The organism is Nostoc sp. C052, from assembly GCF_013393905.1.
Lineage (GTDB): Bacteria > Cyanobacteriota > Cyanobacteriia > Cyanobacteriales > Nostocaceae > Nostoc.
Genome location: NZ_CP040272.1, coordinates 546,525 through 565,339, shown reverse-complemented (window position 1 = coordinate 565,339; position 18,815 = coordinate 546,525). Strand labels below are relative to the sequence as shown.

At 43.0% G+C, this 18,815-nt stretch carries 20 protein-coding genes; 8 read left to right on the top strand and 12 right to left on the bottom strand.

Annotation, left to right across the window (positions count from 1 at the left end; genetic code table 11):
• Positions 1 to 83 precede the first annotated feature (83 nt).
• Positions 84 to 1,241 carry an extracellular solute-binding protein gene (locus FD723_RS02295; protein ID WP_179063920.1) on the top strand — a complete coding sequence of 386 codons (1,158 nt, stop codon included), beginning with the start codon at positions 84 to 86 and terminating at the stop codon, positions 1,239 to 1,241.
• A 102-nt stretch (positions 1,242 to 1,343) separates the two neighbouring features.
• Here the strand turns inward: FD723_RS02295 and FD723_RS02290 are convergent, their stop codons facing one another.
• Positions 1,344 to 1,913, bottom strand: a complete 570-nt coding sequence (locus tag FD723_RS02290) for a hypothetical protein (protein ID WP_256875025.1) — start codon at positions 1,911 to 1,913, stop codon at positions 1,344 to 1,346.
• Between the two features lie 54 nt (positions 1,914 to 1,967).
• Positions 1,968 to 2,747 carry a trans-aconitate 2-methyltransferase gene (locus FD723_RS02285; RefSeq protein WP_179063919.1) on the bottom strand — a complete coding sequence of 260 codons (780 nt, stop codon included), beginning with the start codon at positions 2,745 to 2,747 and terminating at the stop codon, positions 1,968 to 1,970.
• A gap of 149 nt (positions 2,748 to 2,896) precedes the next feature.
• Between FD723_RS02285 and FD723_RS02280 the strand changes: the two genes are divergently transcribed.
• Entirely contained in the window at positions 2,897 to 3,808 is a 912-nt protein-coding gene (locus FD723_RS02280) for a LysR family transcriptional regulator (protein ID WP_179063918.1), read from the top strand.
• 136 nt (positions 3,809 to 3,944) lie between these two features.
• Here the strand turns inward: FD723_RS02280 and FD723_RS02275 are convergent, their stop codons facing one another.
• On the bottom strand, positions 3,945 to 5,222 hold the full coding sequence (locus FD723_RS02275) for an alkaline phosphatase family protein (protein ID WP_179063917.1): 1,278 nt from the start codon (positions 5,220 to 5,222) through the stop codon (positions 3,945 to 3,947).
• Between the two features lie 527 nt (positions 5,223 to 5,749).
• Positions 5,750 to 5,938, bottom strand: coding sequence for a hypothetical protein (locus tag FD723_RS02270; protein ID WP_179063916.1), 189 nt, complete (start codon positions 5,936 to 5,938; stop codon positions 5,750 to 5,752).
• Between FD723_RS02270 and FD723_RS44050 the strand changes: the two genes are divergently transcribed.
• On the top strand, positions 5,937 to 6,224 hold the full coding sequence (locus FD723_RS44050) for a hypothetical protein (RefSeq protein WP_372743781.1): 288 nt from the start codon (positions 5,937 to 5,939) through the stop codon (positions 6,222 to 6,224). The genes FD723_RS02270 and FD723_RS44050 overlap by 2 nt on opposite strands.
• Positions 6,225 to 6,390: 166 nt before the next feature.
• Here the strand turns inward: FD723_RS44050 and FD723_RS02260 are convergent, their stop codons facing one another.
• Positions 6,391 to 9,003 carry a U32 family peptidase gene (locus FD723_RS02260; protein WP_179063915.1) on the bottom strand — a complete coding sequence of 871 codons (2,613 nt, stop codon included), beginning with the start codon at positions 9,001 to 9,003 and terminating at the stop codon, positions 6,391 to 6,393.
• Between the two features lie 186 nt (positions 9,004 to 9,189).
• Between FD723_RS02260 and FD723_RS02255 the strand changes: the two genes are divergently transcribed.
• The 3 genes from FD723_RS02255 (at position 9,190) to FD723_RS02245 (ending at position 11,992) form a co-directional block, all read left to right on the top strand.
• Positions 9,190 to 9,522: a low molecular weight protein tyrosine phosphatase family protein gene (locus FD723_RS02255; protein ID WP_179063914.1), complete on the top strand. Its 333-nt coding sequence runs from the start codon at positions 9,190 to 9,192 to the stop codon at positions 9,520 to 9,522.
• Complete coding sequence (locus FD723_RS02250) at positions 9,519 to 10,202, top strand: class I SAM-dependent methyltransferase (protein ID WP_179063913.1); 684 nt, start codon at positions 9,519 to 9,521, stop codon at positions 10,200 to 10,202. Before FD723_RS02255 ends, FD723_RS02250 begins: the two co-directional genes overlap by 4 nt.
• 110 nt (positions 10,203 to 10,312) lie before the next feature.
• Complete coding sequence (locus FD723_RS02245) at positions 10,313 to 11,992, top strand: NAD(P)/FAD-dependent oxidoreductase (protein WP_179063912.1); 1,680 nt, start codon at positions 10,313 to 10,315, stop codon at positions 11,990 to 11,992.
• Between the two features lie 388 nt (positions 11,993 to 12,380).
• Here the strand turns inward: FD723_RS02245 and FD723_RS02240 are convergent, their stop codons facing one another.
• The 4 genes from FD723_RS02240 to FD723_RS02225 form a co-directional block, all read right to left on the bottom strand.
• Positions 12,381 to 13,292, bottom strand: coding sequence for a metallophosphoesterase (locus FD723_RS02240; protein ID WP_179063911.1), 912 nt, complete (start codon positions 13,290 to 13,292; stop codon positions 12,381 to 12,383).
• Between the two features lie 14 nt (positions 13,293 to 13,306).
• Positions 13,307 to 13,702 (bottom strand): cupredoxin family copper-binding protein, encoded by a 396-nt coding sequence (locus FD723_RS02235; RefSeq protein ID WP_179063910.1) that lies wholly within the window; start codon positions 13,700 to 13,702, stop codon positions 13,307 to 13,309.
• A complete protein-coding gene (locus FD723_RS02230; RefSeq protein ID WP_306297011.1) occupies positions 13,699 to 13,992 on the bottom strand; it encodes a peptidase in 294 nt (97 codons plus the stop codon). The genes FD723_RS02235 and FD723_RS02230 overlap by 4 nt, the downstream gene beginning before the upstream one ends.
• A 146-nt stretch (positions 13,993 to 14,138) precedes the next feature.
• A complete protein-coding gene (locus FD723_RS02225; RefSeq protein ID WP_179063909.1) occupies positions 14,139 to 14,495 on the bottom strand; it encodes a hypothetical protein in 357 nt (118 codons plus the stop codon).
• Between the two features lie 619 nt (positions 14,496 to 15,114).
• Between FD723_RS02225 and FD723_RS02220 the strand changes: the two genes are divergently transcribed.
• Positions 15,115 to 15,789 carry a sigma-70 family RNA polymerase sigma factor gene (locus FD723_RS02220; protein ID WP_256875024.1) on the top strand — a complete coding sequence of 225 codons (675 nt, stop codon included), beginning with the start codon at positions 15,115 to 15,117 and terminating at the stop codon, positions 15,787 to 15,789.
• A 97-nt stretch (positions 15,790 to 15,886) separates the two neighbouring features.
• Positions 15,887 to 16,618, top strand: coding sequence for an anti-sigma factor domain-containing protein (locus tag FD723_RS02215; RefSeq protein ID WP_179063908.1), 732 nt, complete (start codon positions 15,887 to 15,889; stop codon positions 16,616 to 16,618).
• Between the two features lie 423 nt (positions 16,619 to 17,041).
• On the opposite strand, the gene FD723_RS02210 is transcribed toward FD723_RS02215, so the two are convergent.
• The 3 genes from FD723_RS02210 to FD723_RS02200 form a co-directional block, all read right to left on the bottom strand.
• Positions 17,042 to 17,485: a hypothetical protein gene (locus tag FD723_RS02210; protein ID WP_179063907.1), complete on the bottom strand. Its 444-nt coding sequence runs from the start codon at positions 17,483 to 17,485 to the stop codon at positions 17,042 to 17,044.
• A gap of 363 nt (positions 17,486 to 17,848) precedes the next feature.
• A complete protein-coding gene (locus FD723_RS02205) occupies positions 17,849 to 17,980 on the bottom strand; it encodes a penicillin acylase family protein (RefSeq protein WP_256875023.1) in 132 nt (43 codons plus the stop codon).
• A gap of 245 nt (positions 17,981 to 18,225) precedes the next feature.
• A complete protein-coding gene (locus FD723_RS02200; RefSeq protein WP_179063906.1) occupies positions 18,226 to 18,708 on the bottom strand; it encodes a hypothetical protein in 483 nt (160 codons plus the stop codon).
• Positions 18,709 to 18,815: the final 107 nt, after the last annotated feature.

Here is an 18,815-nt window from a genome sequence, read left to right as displayed (position 1 = left end):
AAACTCTACTTTTTCAGGTAGTTAGCTGCTGGTAAATCTCTGCTTAATATTAGGTATAATCAAAAATCTCAAATCCCAAATCAATGGATCGACGGTCTTTTTTGCTAGGTACAAGCACATTGGCACTTTCACAACTGCTTTTTGGCTGTAGTGGAAACAAGCAGACGCAACTAAAAGTACAGTTATTAAAAGGTTCTATACCTGGTCAGGTGGTGAATCAGTTCCACAAAGGTTTGCAGCAACAGGTGCAGTTAAAGTTTGCTCCTGTTGAGCAGATACAGGATTTATTTCAGCAGTTACAAAGTTGGCAGCAAAAACCCAAGACCAGCGATGAGGAGGGATGGAGTCGCTTTATACCCTTTAGGCAAGGTCAAAAAACACCTGAGGCAGACCTAGTAACATTAGGAGATTACTGGTTAAAAGCAGCTATTGAGCAGAAATTGATTCAACCACTCCAAGAAGTACAGGGAAACCAATTAAAACAGTGGTCTACTTTAGATGAAAAGTGGAAGAAATTAGTAACGCGAAACGACCAAGGTAATTTGGATACTCAAGGGAAGGTGTGGGGTGCGCCTTATAGATGGGGTAGTACGGTGATTATTTATAACCGTGACAAGTTCCAAAAGTTGGGATGGGCACCCAAAGATTGGAGTGATTTATGGCGAGACGGTATGCAGCAGCGCATTTCCCTACTCAATCAACCACGAGAAGTTATTGGCTTGGTCTTAAAGAAGCTCGGAAAATCTTATAATACAGAAAATCTTGACCAAGTACCAGACTTGGAAAAGGAATTACAGACATTAAATCAACAAGTAAAGTTCTACAGTTCCAATCACTACTTGGAACCTCTAATTATGGAAGATACTTGGCTAGCGGTTGGTTGGTCAAGCGATGTGCTGCCAGTTTTGGCACGTTACCCGCAACTTGCCGCTGTGATCCCCCAGTCAGGAACAGCAATGTGGACAGATTTATGGGTACGTCCAGCAGGGATTGCTAAAGGTACTTTATCAGATCAATGGATTGATTTTTGTTGGCAACCAAGTACAGCTAAACAAATTTCGGTGCTGACTAAAACTAATTCGCCAATTTCTACAAATATTACCGCTTCCGATATTCAAGAACCATTATGGAGTTTGTTAGAGAGCGATCGCAACGTTTTCGATAAAAGTGAATTTTTACTTCCCTTACCACCATCAGCAATAAAACAATACGAGTCTTTATTCGCCAAAATTAAAGTTTAATTGGGAATTGGGAATTGGACATGGGGCATTGAAAAGAGGCAGAGGGGCAGGGTGCAGGGGGTGGAGGGGAAAATTCTTCTCCCTGCTCCCAGTCCCCAGTACCTATAAAGAACGCTGGAACCCTATCTTGTTCTTAACAGTTGTTTGGATACTGCATAAAGCTGGACTTGTACTAAAGTTGCAAGTGTAGGTTGCCAAGGGTTCTTTTTGATAATTGAATACTCGGACGTTGTAGCCAAAGTTTCGGGCGGCACTACCCAAGCGATTTACAAAGTCGTAGCGTTCTACATACTCTAGTAAGCTCCAAATTTGCTGATTTACGATCAAGTCTACTCGTGCAGGTTCTTTGTCTGAAGCTGGATATGCTATCCAATTATCCAATAGCTTTTTCTCAGAGTTTTGTTGTGCCCACCATAAACTAGGAACGGTTAATCGTTCTGGATGAATGGTGTTAGCTGTGATTATATAGTCTTTTGGCTTGGTCAATAAGTCTAGTTCTAAAGGCGCACTAGAAGGTGATGGTATTATGGGTGTTTGTGCTAGTGAGGGTGGAACTAATAAAGTGGTAAGGCTAATGGTTAGTAGTAATGAAAATGATATCTGGCGATCGCTGCGCCCGCTGTTCGCAAAGCGTCTCGTAGAGAAAGCATCTAACAATTTGGGTATATACATAACTGATACTAATTCATAATTCATCATGAAGGTATAAGTTAAAATTCGCACAAATTAAAGTTTAACGGCAACGATGCGAATTCTTCGATAATCTGCTGTCCAAATTCCTTGTTGATATAGTGTTGGCTTCAGATATTCCTCAATGACGGGAATTATTTTTATTTGTTGCTCAGGTGAAAGTCCAGCTAAGAAAGAGCCAGCGAACATTTTAATCCAGTTTGCGATGCCAGCTTCTCCGTCTGCTAAAGGAGTGGGACGAGGAAAGAGGATAGCATAAATGGCATCAAAGCCTTGTTGTTCTAGTAGAGTTGTGTACTCACTGATACTGGGGTAATACCAAGGATTCTCTACTTGTGTTTGGGGGATACCAATGGATTCTAAAGCGCTGTATAAGGCTGTGACGATCGCTTGCACATTTCCCTTACCACCAAATTCTGCGACAAAACGCCCTCCGGGTTTTAGTGCTTGATGTATGGAAGCGAGCGCGCTATCTGCTTCTTTCACCCAATGTAATACAGCGTTAGAAAACACCGCATCAAAGGGCTGTTCAACTTGAAAATTTGTCGCATCCGCAACATCAAAGCGGATATGGGGATAGTTTTCTCTTACCTTTTCAATCATCGCAGGTGCGCTATCAATTCCCCAGACTTCAGCCCCCGCTTGGGCAATTTTATCTGTGAGTTGTCCAGTACCACAGCCCAGATCCAAAATGGATTCTCCTGGTTTGGGGTTAAGGAGTTTGAGTAAGTCTTCACCATACTGCCAGACAAAGGTGTGTTTATCTTCGTAAAGGGAAGTGTCCCAATTATTATTAGCGATCGATAGATTGTTCATAAGTGGTGAAATTACAGAGTGTTGATTTTTCGATCAATGTGCCTTGGGTTGATCGCCGCCTATTCATCACAGTAAAAAAGATTTTTAATTATGTCCAATATATATTTTCACCTTAATTAATATTTTAAAGATATGAATTCAGGTAACAGATGGAACTAAGACACCTGCGCTACTTTGTCACCTTGGCAGAGGAACTACACTTTGGAAAGGCAGCAGAACGATTACATATTGCTCAACCTCCCCTAAGTCAACAAATTCGTCAGCTAGAGCAGGAATTGGGTTTTGAACTGTTTTACCGCACGAAACGAAATGTACGGTTAACAGAAGCGGGGCAAGTATTTCTGGGTGAAGTTCAGCAAATTATGAGGCAATTACAACAGGCAATCCAAGTCGGGCAGCAAACAAGTCGGGGCGAAATTGGACAATTGGTGGTTGGCTTTGTCAGTTCGGCGGCGTATAACATTTTGCCAACGATCCTGCGAACTTTTCGTAGTCAGGTTCCTGGTGTAAGCATCGAGTTGCATGAACTGACTACAGATCAACAGTTAGAGTGGTTACGAGAAGGTCGAATGGATGTAGGATTTCTGCGTCCACCTGTGGAAGACAATAAATTTAGTTGCGAAACAATTTTTCAAGAGCCTCTGATGGTGGCATTACCTGAAGCACATTTGTTAGCGAATCAATCTGATATTTGTTGGCGATCGCTAGCCAATGAACCGTTTATTTTATTTCCCAGGATATTAGCACCAGGGCTTTATGACTTAATTATCAGTCTGTGTCAGCAAGCAGGCTTTAGTCCCAAGGTTGTTCAAGAAGCCATTCAGATGCAGACGATTGTTAGTTTGGTAGCAGCCGAGATGGGTATTGCGATCGTGCCAGCATCTTTGCAAAATCTGCAACGCATTGGCGTAGTTTATAAAACATTACAAGAACCTAGCCCAAAAGTAGCGTTCGTTGCAGACATTGGCGTAGCGATCACGATGATTTGGCGAAAAAACGAGACATCCCCAACCGTGCTGAGGCTTGTGGAGATAGTTAAACAAACTGCCCAGCAGTGGTGAATATGGCGGCTTACAACAATAAGAAAATATTTGGTTACAACTAAAAACAATCATTCCAGGGTTTTATTTTAATGTCAACGTGGATGCTTTTTGGGTTGAATTGTCGTTGCCTTAAAGTAATCCTCTAAAGCACGAATTAATCGTGTTTATTTGTCCATTCTCTCCGCTCCTTCGAGGTGAGTGCACCCCTCTTAAAGAGATCCGAGAGGTCGTTGGTGTCCGGTGAGTTTGCATCACCCAAAAATCCGCCGCCTGGTGCGTATACACCGAATAGTTCCTCCCAACTTTTCAGGTCAGACGAATGAGTGTAATTTACGAAGCTTTCATAGGCGTTGCCTTTGGCCAGAGGTGAGATCACGATTTCCTCCAGGGTGTGGCTGAAGTCGTTCTGGTTAGTACCTTCAGTCTCATCCCACCAGATCACGATCGCACCATCATCCTTGTAAGCATCGGAGCGCATGATCTCTGGAATGATCGTGGCAAGAAAATTGTCACCCTGGGCAATTGCGGACTGATCGCCTGTGTAATGCACCCCATGATAATCAAAGCCATTAGTCAACGCCGTGTGTGAATCGTTGAATTGGTCTGGTGTAATCAGGGTGTAAGTAGCAACCTTATTATGAGCCAGGTCTTCCTTTAATTGTTGCAATGGTGCATATTTAAATGCTAGAGGATTTGCTGGTGTTGGGTCATTACCGCCGTTGGTATCAGTGAAAAACAGATGACCATCGTGTTTAGTAGCGAAATTATATTGATGGCTACCGTTGTAGGGGTTAGTGTAATCAGGTGATGTACCACTGAAGCTGGTCAGAGGGACAGTCCATTGGTTTTGAGGTAGAACCGTGTTGGTAAGCAAACCATTAGCATTTTTTGCCAGGTCAATGTCTTCCTGGTAGGATTTCCAAGAGATACCAGCTTTTTCAAGTAAAGCACTGAGATGGAGTGTCGTATTCTGGTTAGTGCCACCAGGATTTTTGTAAGGATCATTATCGTTCAACACGCCGAAGTTATCGCCGGCTTCTTGCCAAATATAGTTTGGCTCGGACGGGTGGATGCTCGGATTATTGCCGGATGGTGTAGCTAGAACGTTATGGTAAGCACCAGCCCAGGAAACCTGAGCGGCATTCTGATTTCCGGGGGTAATGAGGCTATTCTGATAGGGCGCTGCGGGATTGCCGAATATCTGGTGGGGCGCACTTGTATCGCTGCTGGGTTGCGTGAAGTTGTGGTTCTCCATATCTATGACAAAGATATGTTTGATCCTTCTGCCTCTTTCATCCTGTTCAAACTTTTCGCCCTTCTCGAACCTTCCAACGCTTTCACCCTTTTCCGCTACTACCGCGTGTACGCTTAGGAGGCTCGCAGCCACAAACGCAACGGGAAGAATCGCCCACTTAAATAACTTTAGTTGCATTGATTTTTACAAAATGATTGTAAGCCTCACAAAAATACTGATATAGGTTTAAGCACTAACTATTAGAGCTTTAAGGAAACATTAACATCAACGTTGAGTTTATAACGCAATACAGTTCGGATAAGCCCAAAGCACTTGTAGAGACGGCGATTTATCGCATCTCGAAAACCCAAAATTGTTGCCAGTAGCCCTTAACTCAAGCGTATTGGTTTATAACGTTAATTCGCCTGAATAGACGTTGTTTCCAAAATAGATACAAAATTTTGTAAAATCTTCCTGATTACTCGTTTTAGCTTTATCTAGCGAGGTTTTATGTCGATTTAGTAAGAGCCTTCAATAACTTCTCTAATCTACTTAGTTTCAAATTCTGGGACAATGCGACCCGATAATGGAAATCGGGCAATTTGCTCATAGCGTTGAGTTAATCGCTCAACCAGTCTTTGAGCATAATGAGGAGAATTTTGAGATATATATATAGGTATAAATAGAGGATAAATGATTAACGGCTGTTTCTGTCCAAAAAACTTTCACGGTTGCAATCCAAATTTTGCACATACTTCTTCAACAGAAAGAACTCTTCCCGTTTCACTATCACTTAATCCCGCTTCTATTGCTTGTCTTACATAAATTTCATACATTAAATCATCCCATGTCAAATTTTCTGGCAATTTGTCAATTAGCCGTTGTGCTTCTTCTTTGATATTTTTGATTTCCATGACATTCATTGACTACAATTACTTCTATCTGGTTATTGTAGCGATTCTCCTCAGTGAGGTGATACCAAGTAATTTGCTAAACTCTAAACCAGAGTCAGGAGTAAGTGTGATGTTTCAAGCCTTACCAAAAACGATCGCTTTTGAAGAATTCCTCAATTGGAAGCCAGATGGCGGAGGCTATGAACTACACGATGGGGCTGACGATGGAGGGCAAACGGTATCAAGCACCTCAACGTTGGGAACAGGAAAAATTACTCAACCTATACAAGGCAAAACTCAAGCTTGAAGAGGTCATAGAACTACTAGGGGAATAGAGAGAGGGATAATTTACAGCAGTAATCAGCTGGTTTACGGCATCACAGCTTGTAAGCCATTTTTTATGTATCCTGAGCATTTTTAAGGAATAAGAAGCCAAAAGTATTGATATTGTGTTATTTGTGTCAGAAAATCAATTATGACCGCAATGCAGACACTCCCATAGGTCCACGAGTTACGCCTAATTGATTTTGCAACTTCAACTCTCGCCAGAGTTGGGAACCTGTAATTTCACCTTGCAGTAGTTGACGGTAGCGATGTATTGTTTGACTCACTTGCTCTGGTGTCTCATTTACAAACTCAATGCGGAAGTGACGTAATCCCAGTTCTATCAGACGTTGTACGTACTCGGCTCCCGTTTGAGCAGTGCCGTTAAATACAGTATTGCGGCAACCTACATCTGCTTTGAGAACGTGTTCAGTCCCCACACGGTCTTTTAATTTCACTTCCTGCTTTTCACAAGGTCGTCCACAGTTGGTATAATCTGTACCCGTTGATAGAAAGGCACAAAAAACACAATGCTCCATGTGAAACATCGGTATATGCTGATGGATTGTCACCTCAAACCACTGGGGAGGGCAACTGGTGAGCAGGTCTTGCAGTTGGGTAATATTCAGGTCATAAGATGCCGTCAGCCGTTCTAAACCAAAGCGTTGCTGAAAGTAATCTGCTGTTAAGGGATTAGCAACGTTGAGTGAGAAATCTCCAATACAACGGTCTGCGGCAAAAAATTGTAGTTGGTCATAGTTCCGTATCAAATAGCCATCTGCTTCACAAGCACGTACTTGCTGCAAAATCCAATTTTCCCCAGGTTTAGTAATTCGGGGTGGTGCAACCCAGATAGTGGGGAGTGGGAATTGTTGTCTGGGTTGACGTACTAGTTGTACTGCTTCTCGGTAGGCGCGGGGATCTTCAAATTCACAGTAGAGTGTTTCAACACCAGCTTTGAGGGCGGCTTGAAGCTGCTTGAGGTTTCGTACTAAGACGATGAGTGAGGAGGATGTGGGAGATGTGGGGGATGAGGAGGGGAGTAAGTCTTGGAAAGAGACATGAGAATGTAATTGCCAGCGTTTGGGTTGACTCCGCAATTCTTCCAACTGTGCAACTATTTCTCGCCGCATCCGGTTTAACTCACTGACGGGTAGCATAATCGCACCGTTGAGGTGGTTGGTTAGGGTTCCCAAACAGAAAGGGGTGTTACCTAAACGACCAAATTGTTCTTGTAAACGGTCTGTATCTAGGGGTTTAGTGTGTGCCTCCGCGAGTGAAATTGCAGACTCAATTTGGACAATATTACCGAGTTGATCGCGGGCGATCGCAATCAACGCCTGACCAACTTCTCCATAAATCTCCAAGTCAATCGGACGCTGAAATTGGGGGTTATCGCCAGCAAAACTTTGACGCAGTTGCTTATCTAATTCTGGATCGCTGGTTTTCCAAATGCGATCGCCTATATGCACTCGACGCAAGTTCAAGTCATTTCGCCCAAATGTCAGCATGGTTTCTTTACCTTTGGACACCACAGCATAAACCCGGCCGCCTTCTTCCTTCGCCTCTGGATGACCGCAGTCAAACACAATTCCATCCCCTGGTTTTAGAGGCGCTTCCAATTTGACTGTTACTTGTTCGTTGTGAATGCGGGTAACTTCACCTAAATAAACCCCACGCTTTTTACCAAAGCGGGCGTGAACTAATTCCTGATTATTAATCCCGCCAAACCAACCCGTGTAGAGTCCGCGAGAAAATGCCATTTCTAAGTTGTAGTGTTCTTGATTTGATTGACCTCTCCCCCAGCCCCTCTCCGAAACGGAGAGGGGAGCTTTTATTCCCCCTTCCCTTGCAGGGAAAGGGGTTAGGGGGTTAGGTCTTTCCAATTCCGTCATCACTTCATCCAAGGCTTGCCGATAAACACGGGTGACATTAGCAACATACTCTGGAGCTTTCAGGCGACCTTCAATTTTGAGACAAGTTACTCCTGATTTCACCAAATCGGGCAAAACATCTAACCCTGCTAAGTCTTGAGGACTGAGTAAATATTTGCGTTCTTTTAAATTGACAACTTCCCCATCAGCGATTAAATCGTAGGGCATTCGGCAAGCTTGGGCACATTCACCTCGGTTAGCAGAACGTCCGCCTAAAGCCTCGCTAGTCAAACACTGACCGGAATATGCCACGCACAAAGCACCGTGAACAAAGACTTCCAAGGGCAGCGAAGTTTGCTGTTGGGCAATCTGCTGCTGAATTTTATTGATTTCCTGAAGAGAACATTCACGCGCTAGCACCACCAATTGACAGCCGAGGGACTTGGCAAATTCCACCCCAGCCGCACTGGTGATGGTCATTTGGGTTGAAGCATGGATGGGAAAATCGGGTGACAGGTGACGGATGAGACGACATATACCCACATCCTGGATAATCACTGCATCCACACCTGCGGCAATAATTGTGCGGAGATATTGCTGCGCTTCTGCTAGTTCTTTGGGAAATATTAGTGTGTTGACAGTGACATAACCCTTTACGCCCCGGCGGTGCAAGAATGTCATCAATTGGGGTAAGTCTGCCTCAGTAAAATTTTGTGCCCGCATTCTGGCGTTAAACCGATCCAAACCGAAGTAAATCGCATCTGCTCCATTTTCCACAGCAGCTTTAGCACAGTCCCAGTTACCTGCTGGTGCAAGTAGTTCAGGACGTTGAAGGGAGAGTGAGGAAGGGGAGCGTAGGCGTAGCCCATCGAAGATATCGCTTTTCATTCAGGTTGGGAGGGTTAAGTAGTACCATAGTGATTTTATCTAAGTTAGTGGGGAAAGGGGTGAAGCTTTGTTATTTTGAAAATGGTGAGACATTTGGATTTTTCATCTTTGTCAAACGAGGATTTGATGTGGAATGCTGAAAAGCTCTTTTTGGAGTTAGACCGACAAGAGGCTATTTAATTAATAATGAAAAAACTATTATTTATCTGTAGCCAGAATAAATTGCGAAGCCCCACAGCCGAGGCTGTGTTTTCTGAATATGAAGGACTTGAAACTGACTCCGCAGGCTTAGACCATTATGCTGAAGTACCATTATCAACAGAGGCTATTCAATGGGCTGACATTATCTTTGTGATGGAAAAATCTCATAAAAATAAGCTCTCGAAAAATTTTCAGCCTTTGCTTAAAGATAAAAGAGTTATATGTTTAGATATCCCAGACGACTATGAATATATGGAACCAGCTTTAATTGAGTTATTAAAACAAAAAGTTTTACCCCTGTTAAAAATTAGACAATGAATATTCAAGAAGCATTTAATTCCGCCGCAGTAGATTACGATAACTTACGTCGTATTTTAATTCCCTGTTTTGATGACTTTTACAAAACAGCCGTTGAAATTATCTCAGGTGACGACACCGCACCGCTGAAGGTTCTAGATTTAGGTGCTGGTACTGGACTTTACTCAGGGATGCTTCAGTCCGTATTTCCGAATGCAGAGTTTACCTTACTAGACTTAGCCCCTGAGATGTTAGAGAAAGCTAAGTTTAGATTTAATCAAATGGGTAAATCTCCCAAAATATTAATTGGTGATTACGTTGACACTAATTTAGGTGATTCATATCATATTGTAATTTCTGCCTTATCAATTCATCATCTGTCAGATGTTGATAAAAAACTTCTTTATCAACGGATTTATGATGTTCTCAATCCTGGAGGGATATTTGTCAACGCCGATCAGGTTCTTGGCAAAACGCCTGATTTAGAAAAACTTTATCGTCAACACTGGTTAGATTCTGTCCGCGCCAAGAATATCTCAGAGCAGGATCTCAAAGCGGCACAAAAACGTATGGAATACGATCACATGGCAAGCCTTGATATTCAACTTACCTGGCTAGAAGCGGCTGGATTTCAAAATGTGGATTGCTGGTACAAAAATTTTAGCTTTGCTGTTTTTGGTGGTTATCGCCCAACTATTTAACTAATATTTATTTAATTTTCATATTTGCTTGAATTTCTTCATCAAAAAAAAATCTTAAAGCTGCAATGATTAATATGATTTGAAAATTAGCGGTAATAGAGGTGCATTGAATGGCTAAGTCTGCACTCATGGGATCTTTGCAACGTGCTTATAAAATTGCGAGAGCATCGATAAAAACTGGCATTCCCGCAGATGAGATAGTTGACATTTTAAAACAAAAAACCACTCGTCGCCGCTTACTGTATGGGGGTTTGGGATTAGCAAGCGCATTAGCTACAGCTACTTGGCATAATGGACGGGATTCTATGGCTTTTGGCACGATTCCCAAGGTGCTAGTAGTGGGTGCGGGAATTGCTGGCTTGACTGCTGCCTACCGTTTACGTCAAGCTGGGGTTCCTGTAGACATTGTTGAGGCAAGGAATCGCGTTGGTGGTCGAATGCGTAGTTTAGCCAACGCCGCAGGTACTAACGTGACTGTGGAACTAGGTGGAGAATTTATTGATACAGATCATACTAAATTGCGATCGCTAGCTCTTGAACTTGGTTTAACAATAGTCGATATACTCGCCACCGATCAGGGATTAGTGCCAGAAACATGGTATTTTCAAGGACGCAAAATTCCCGAACTAGAAATTATTAGTTACTTCATTCCTTTAGCACGTAAAATTGACGAGGATTTAGTTGCAATTGGCGATGGAGATGTAACTTATCGCTCTTACAATCAGGCAGCTTTCGCTCTAGATAATACTTCTATTGCAGAGTATTTAGAGCAAGCACAAATTAATCCCATTCTGCAAGAAATGCTGTATATTTCTTATACTACCGAGTATGGCCGAGAAGCAGCAGAACAATCTTGTTTAAATCTACTATTTTTAATTGGTACCAACACTGATACATTCTCACTCTACGGTGAAAGCGATGAACGTTATACCATTCGTGGCGGTAACGACCAAGTACCGCGTCTGCTAGCGAATTACTTAGCAAATGTTATACAAACTGAAACAGAATTAGAAGCTATCTGTACCCGTCCTGATGGACGCTATCGAGTTAGTTTAAAGTCTGGCTATAAAACCTTCGATCGTACTTATGAAAGAATCTTGCTGACATTGCCCTTTACTACTTTGCGTTTAGTGAAGTTGGATGTGAATTTACCAGCATTTAAAAAGAAAGCGATCGCAGAATTAGGATATGGTACAAATGCCAAGTTAATTACAGCCTATCAACAAAAATTGTGGCGCACTAAATATAACTCAACAGCAGCAACATTTACTGATACAGGCTTTCAAAACACCTGGGAAGCCAGTCGCTACCAAAAAAGCCCCAAAGGTCTGGTTACTGACTTTACTGGTGGTAAACATGGTTTATCTTTAGGCAAAGGTTCAGCTGAATCTCAAGCCCAAATATTTTTACCACAGTTAGATCGGATTTTCCCCGGAATTAAAAACCTCCGTCAAGGTGAAGCCATTCGCGCCTATTGGCCTGGAGAACAATATACACGAGCCTCCTATGCTTGCTATTTAGTCGGACAATGGACAAGCATCGCTGGAGCAGAACAAAAGCGTATAGGTAATCTATTTTTTGCCGGCGAACACTGTTCTCTGTCCTACCAAGGGTATATGGAAGGTGGTTGTGCAACAGGTGAAGTTGCAGCTCAAAGAATCCTTAAAGATTTAGGTTTGCGAAATATCTCTGCTCAACAGAAAAAACCAATTAATACCAATCAACTAAATCGCCGTCATCCCAGGGTTCCAAGGGACGAACGTTTTTCTGACGACTACACTCAAGAGTAAAGTAACGTGAGTTCGATGCACAGGATTTTGACCTCACCCCCAGCCCCTCTCAAAAGCAGGAGAGGGAGGTTGGGTGGGTGACAATACTTCTCGGGTTTTGCATTTTTAACTCGGAATCGGGTTTGGGGAAAAGGTTAAAGGGTAGGTGTTAAAGGTTTTTTCTTTCCCTTTTCCCTTTCCCCTTTTCCCCTTAACCGAGAAGTATTGGGGTGGGTAAGGTCTGTCGAATTCACGTTATAGATGGGAAACTGAAACACTTATCCAATGGATGTTTCACAATCCAAAATCTAAAATCTAAAATCCAAAATGGTATAGCTCCTAGAAAGTTCTTGCACTCGCTTCCTTGAGTCCTTCGGTTATATCCGAAAGCGACCAAAATGCGATATTTCTACCCTAAAGCATGTTGGTCAACTCTAGTATCCTTCCCGGAAATTACCTCAACTGTGCGGAATCCAAGCACCGCCAACAGATTATTTTCAGGGAGTTTGACGGGAGCAGGTTGATCGCCGTGACCTGGAGCGGGGAGGGGATAAGCAGTCGCCGCAGCGGTGTGGAAGCGAATATTGCCTTCGCTATGCTCAATCACTTGATGGATGTGCCCCGTTAACACTGTTACCGATGCAAAGGGAGATAGCAGTGAAAGCAACTTAGCAGAATCAGCAGTTGCCCATCCCCATTTGGGATAAAGGTTATATAGAGGAATATGGCTGAAAACAACTAGAGGCGTATCCTGTTTCTGGTTTGCCAAATCTTTGGAGAGCAAGTCCAATTGCGCCTCACCTAGTTTGCCTGTGCCGGTTGCCCCAAAGTCCAGCACATTGGTCAAAGAAACAAAGTGTATTCCCGCCTGATCCCAAACCTGTAAACCCTCTTTGACATCCTTTCGGTTAAAGGCTTCCTCATAGGCTTTGCCGCGATCGCCAATCGTATCGTGTTCCCCTGGTAGAGTAAACAGTGGGACTTTCAATTGGGAAAGCAGTTGTTTCGCCTGATCGAATTCTTCTGGTTTAGATAAATGGGAGATGTCTCCGGTGTGAATGACAAAGGCGGGTGGGGTGGGTAAGGCATTGATTGCATCGATCGTTTTCTGAAGCGTATCGGTGACATGTTCATTCGCAGGTTTTTTAAAACCGATGTGCGTATCGCTAATTTGAACGAAGGAAAACGGTGAAGTCGTGGATGATTTTTGAGCATTTGGTTCTCCCACCTGACAGGCAGTTAATAAGCCATTTGCACCAACAGCCCACACAATCCCAAGTCCTGTCCAGCCCACGTGTTCAATAAATTTTCTGCGTTGCATTGGTATTCCTCTGGTTAGTTTTTCTTATTTGTTACCGTCAGCATCCCTTTCATAAAGGGATGAACTGAGCAAATATAGGGATAGGTTCCCGGTTTGGTCGCGGTGTAGTTCCAGGTTTGATTGGTATCCAGTGCTTTAGAGTTGAAAGTACCATCCGTAGCCGTCGCCGTGTGGGGTTCTTCATCGACATTGATAAACTGAACAGTTTTACCAACAGCGATCGCCAAATTCGCTGGCTCAAATTTGAAATTACGAATTTTGACTGTAGTATCGGCAGTTTGGGGTTGATCTTTCATCGCCATTGGTTGGTTAGTCGTTGCCTTATGGTTCGGACTACAGGATGACAACGACAACAGGATTACCAGGAAGGCACTGGCGATCGCTATGAAAAAATAAGAAATGTATTTCATGAGCGTTCTTTTATCCGCTTTGGTTGATGACGTTTAGCAAACAGTCCGGTCAGCGAGATTCCGGTAGCCACTAAGCCAATCAGACCTAGCCCATTCAAAACTGGCAGAACGGCATCGAGTTTGAAGATTTGGAAGGTGTGAACAGTGATTAAAAATGCAGCAAGCTCTTCTTGATGCAACCATGTGTCGGCAATGGCAACGCTAATGCCAGTCAGAGCAGTAAAGAGTAACGGCAAACAAAAGAGTGTGGCAATTAGCCGATGGTACTTGCGAAATGTGTTTTTCATCATATTGATTCAGTAAGGGACTTCCAAAAAAAATATTCAATTATTGGTTGTGGGGTGGGCAACATGAGCGCCCAGTTTATATAGCGGGCAAGATGCCCACCCCACAAGATTGGATAATTTATTTCTTGGAGTTCAGTAACGCCAGTTTTTTAGTCTGCTGTAAATCCTTGCAATTGATTTTCAAGGTTATAGCGATAGCCTCGATCGCTTAACGCTTGCTCAGGTAGTCGATTCGCTTTGACAGCAGCTTGAATAATGTCTTGAGCCGTGATTGTTCCAGACGCGATCGCTGACATCAATGCACCATTGCTGGGAATGTTTTGGTCTTTCAAGTAGCCTTGATACGCCAGATAAGCCAGATTAAAAGGCTTGAGTTGGTTTCCAGAGGATTGATTTGCCGCGTAGGGATTGAGGCTGATTGGTGCGGTTTGAGCCTGCGCCGCAGCAGGCAAAATGGTGGCAGAGAGAAGCAGTGTTGTTAACAGCACAGAAATAGAGCGTCGCATAGAATTACCTTTGAGATCGGTTATTTGGCTACAGCGGTTTTACTGACCTTCAATGCATGGATGCAGCACAAACTTTCAAGCAAATTGGTCGAATCCAAAGTGCTAAAAGTGCAAAATATGACATACCAAAGAAGGGGATTGCGGATTGACGATATAAATTTCGTCGGGGCATTCCAGTTTTAAAAGCTGTAGGAGTGGGCAGGTAAACAATTAGCGTGATTTCAGGAATTTAGTTGCAACTTATGCCTGGAAAGAATGCTAACTGGGTTACTTACTTTTCTCTACCTTTAAGACGACTGGGAACCAATTTTGGATTTAAACTCTTCAAATGCCCTTGCTAGACTGATGTTCACGGTTCATTCGGTTTGAGGCGTAATAGCAATCAGAACGAAATAACCCACTTCTGCAAAATTTCGACACTAGTAGTTCGCCAAGTGAACTTGGCGGGGTAAAGGGTAAGGGGGAAGGGGGAAAGGGTTTAAATCTCTTACCCTTTTCCCTTTCCCCTTTCCCCAGTTCTCACAAGCGCATTTTTGGGTTGGCAGACTACTAGACTCATCTAATTAGCTTCACCAATCGTTTTAAAAATGAAAGTAAGTTTGCTCTATACTCAAAAGTTGTGAAATCAGGATTGGCACTCACATTGCAAGATGCATTAGGCATTTTTGCAGAGAAATTAGCCTCGGTCTATTCACCTGAATCTATGGATCTAAGTTCTCGCGATCGCCATTCATCAGAACCGTCATCCTCCAGCGATGCCGCACTTTTGGATGACCTGAAGGCAAAGCAACCAACGGCGCTAAGGTGTCTCTACGAGCGCTACGGCAGTGTGGTGTATGGAGTGGCGCTGAAAGTTTTGCAAAGCCAGCCGGAAGCCGAAGACCTGACCCAGGAAATCTTTCTGTCGTTATGGCAGCGTCCGGTTGACCCTGCTCGCCACGGTCATTTGATGCGCTACCTGATTGTCATGACTCGATCGCGGGCGATCGACAAATTGCGATCGCGCAGTCGCACTCTTAATTTGGTGCAACGTTGGGGGCAGAATATCACTGCCGCACCCCCCGCGCATACTCCGGTTGAGCAGGCTGTTTTCAATGAGCGATCGCAGCAAGTGCGGCAGGCATTGACCCAGCTTTCAGATCAGCAACGACAGGTGATTGAACTGGCCTATGATGCCGGACTGAGCCAATCAGAAATTGCCCAACAATTGCATAAACCCCTGGGAAGCGTGAAAAGCTGGACTCGCCAGGGACTCTTGAAACTGAAGCAACTTTTACAACACTCCATTGACTAAGGTTATGACTGAAAACGACTCATGATACAAGCCCCTAAATTTATTTATGGGGATCATTAATTTTGAATTTTGAATTTTGAATTCGGAGCGAAGCGACGTGACTGAACCCCTTACTCCTCAAGCAATCGAAACCTTGGCAGCAGGCTATGTTGTGGGCGACCTCGATCGCGCCGAAGTAGAAGTTTTCGAGCAACTGCTGGCAGAAAATCCCGCATTAGTGGCAGAAGTGAAGCGGCTTCAGGCAACCTTAGACCAAGTTGTTTACAGCTTAAACAGCGTTGAACCGCCTCCCCATCTCCAATCTGCCATTCTGACTGCTGCTACCACGACTTTCCAACCCTCCCAGAAACCGTCTCGCTTCCTCTGGTACGCCATCATGGGTAGTGTCGCGGCACTCCTAATTCTGTATTTAGGAGTAGATAACTATCGCTTGCGACAGGATTTCCGTATGGCTCAAGACATCAATACCCTACTGCAACAGTCCCAGACACAACTTTTTTCTCTCAAGGCTGTGAAGGCATCGGATACCGCTGCGGGTAGCTTTGTAGTGAATCTAGGACAACGACAGGGGATTCTAGCCGTGCAAAATCTGGTGGCTCCCCCTACAGGGAAAGTCTATCGACTTTGGGCGATCGCTGATGGCGAAAAAATTCCCTGTGGTACTCTGAAAATTAATCCTCAGGGAAAGGTGCTAGATAAATTCTGGATGCCTGCCGACTTTTATGACACAGGTATCTCTGGATTATTCGTGACTTTGGAATTGTCTGAAACTAGCCGTTATCCAACCGGAACTATCGTGATGCAGAGTAACTCATCGACCCATATCTAACCCAGTAACTCACGCTCTATCCCGGATGCAGACTTGGCGGTGCGCTGTAGTATGCAATGGGGAATCCTAATCGCTGGGTTCTGGTTAATGGGACTTATACCATTTTGGATTTTAGATTTTGGATTATGGAACATCCATTGGATAAGTGTTTCAGTTTTCCATCTGTCGCAATCATTTTTCAAATTGGTATTAGACAAAAAATACCCAAAATAGAGCCTCAAACAAGTGTTCGTTGGTAATTAATCCATAGCATTAACCAATCCAGCACCAATAATTGCGGAGGTGGGAGCCAAGAGTTAGTTATTTAAGTTAAGTCGGCATAATAAAACCAAACTATGTGCAGAAAAGTAAATAAGACTCAAACCCTTTCTCCCCCTGCTCCCTGCCCCCTGCCTTATCCCAACGATAATTATTTACGCCGACCTACTTACCAGAACAGTAGCTATTAATTTCGCTGACTATTGAACTTTCTTCGCCACTACTTTTTTGCAGAGATACTAAAAAGCCCTTTGCTGCTGGTAGATTCTTTTTATCTATGGCTGTTGCTGCATTATTCAATTCCTTGCTGATGTTCTGATAGAGTGTGATAAAGCGTCCTTGAAAACCTTGCAATTTTTCATCTTTAACTTCTAGTCCTTTCATCTCTGTGGCAAGTGGGTCTATCTTACCAGCAAGTTCAGTTAGAGCTTTGGAACCTTTTGCTGGATTGGGATTTTTAGCGAATTCTTGACCTAGAGTAGATGCCTGATTGGCAACTTTTATTATTTTGTTACATTGAGCAACTTTACTTTCGCCACAACCTGCAAATAATAAAGCGATCGCAGTAGTGACTGAAAGTATAAAACTTTGCTTAAATACGCGTTGCATAGGTTCTATGATCTCCAACTATGTTTCGTGAAAGTTAGACAGTAGAATGGATGATCGGCGAAAATACTTTTTCTAAAAAGAATATTTATTTCTGTTTTTAACCTTCTTTCTGCCCTGTTACTTTATACTTTATTTTTTCGATAATGTGTATGTAATTACACGCAAATAACGCAATTTTAAATTAGATAGTCGTGTCGTACTTTACTCTACCAATTTTGGAATGAGTCTCAGTGTTGCAGTCGTATTTTCTGTAACATTATTTAATTCCCATAACATCCAATACTTGTCGGGTTTTGGGGAAAAGGGGAAGATAGGGCCCCAAGAAGGGGATAAGGGTCGGGGGAAAGGGGAAAGAAAAAACCTTTAACCCTTACCCTTTAACCTTTTCCCCAAATCAAATTCTGAATAGTTGTAGTGGCTATGGAAAGCATGGACTGATTGTCCAGGGGTGTGAATTGCTACTGAGTTATCCAAATTTCCCAAATCTACAATCATCCGCAGAGAAGGAATAGGGAAAATTTACAAGTATGTCATTGCGAGTGAAACGGAGTGTAACGAAGCAATCACAAGGACTTTGACGGTTTTACATTTGGTTACATAGTTAGGTTAATTTATGCCTACCTACTTAGTTGGTGATGTACACTTTTTTCTCCTCTTCTATTTCACTGGAACTTGTATATCTTCCAAAACTAGATGTTCCCCAGAGTTTTTTCAAAAATCAAATAGGATTCTTGCATTTATCAAGTTGTTGCTAAAGCTGGTTCTGTCAAAAAATATTTGAGGTTTTCTTGCTGGGTGGCAAATTTTAAATATTGAGATGCCATTTCTGGTGTTAGCAACTCAATCATTAATCTGTTTTCTACCCAGAACTCAATCACATCAAAGAAAGAATCGCGGTTACAGCGCACTACACGCCAACCTTCACGAGTACCAATTTGTTCAATTTCTTTCTGACTAATAGGTACAGAGATGGCTGCATGAATATCTGTATACCTGGCAGTAATAGCAGTATGCACAAATACGCATTGTTTATCAGCTTCACCAGGTTCGATTTGAGAACCTAAAGGATAAAGTTCAATGGCTGTACCGTATTCATCAAAAGGTATAACCATATAGCTTCCTGGGTTAGGAGGAAAGGAAACAGCTTGCGCCTTTAAGATTTCTGCCAGAACTTGGGCAACGTGGTTAGGGTTTTTAACAGCAATTGAAATATGGTGAATCATGACATAACCTCAGTTCGATATTTTATAAATTAGGAAACAATCGGGGAAAACTAGGGGAAGCAGGAAAGAGAAAAATTCTCAATCTAAGCGTATTGAGTTCTATGCAG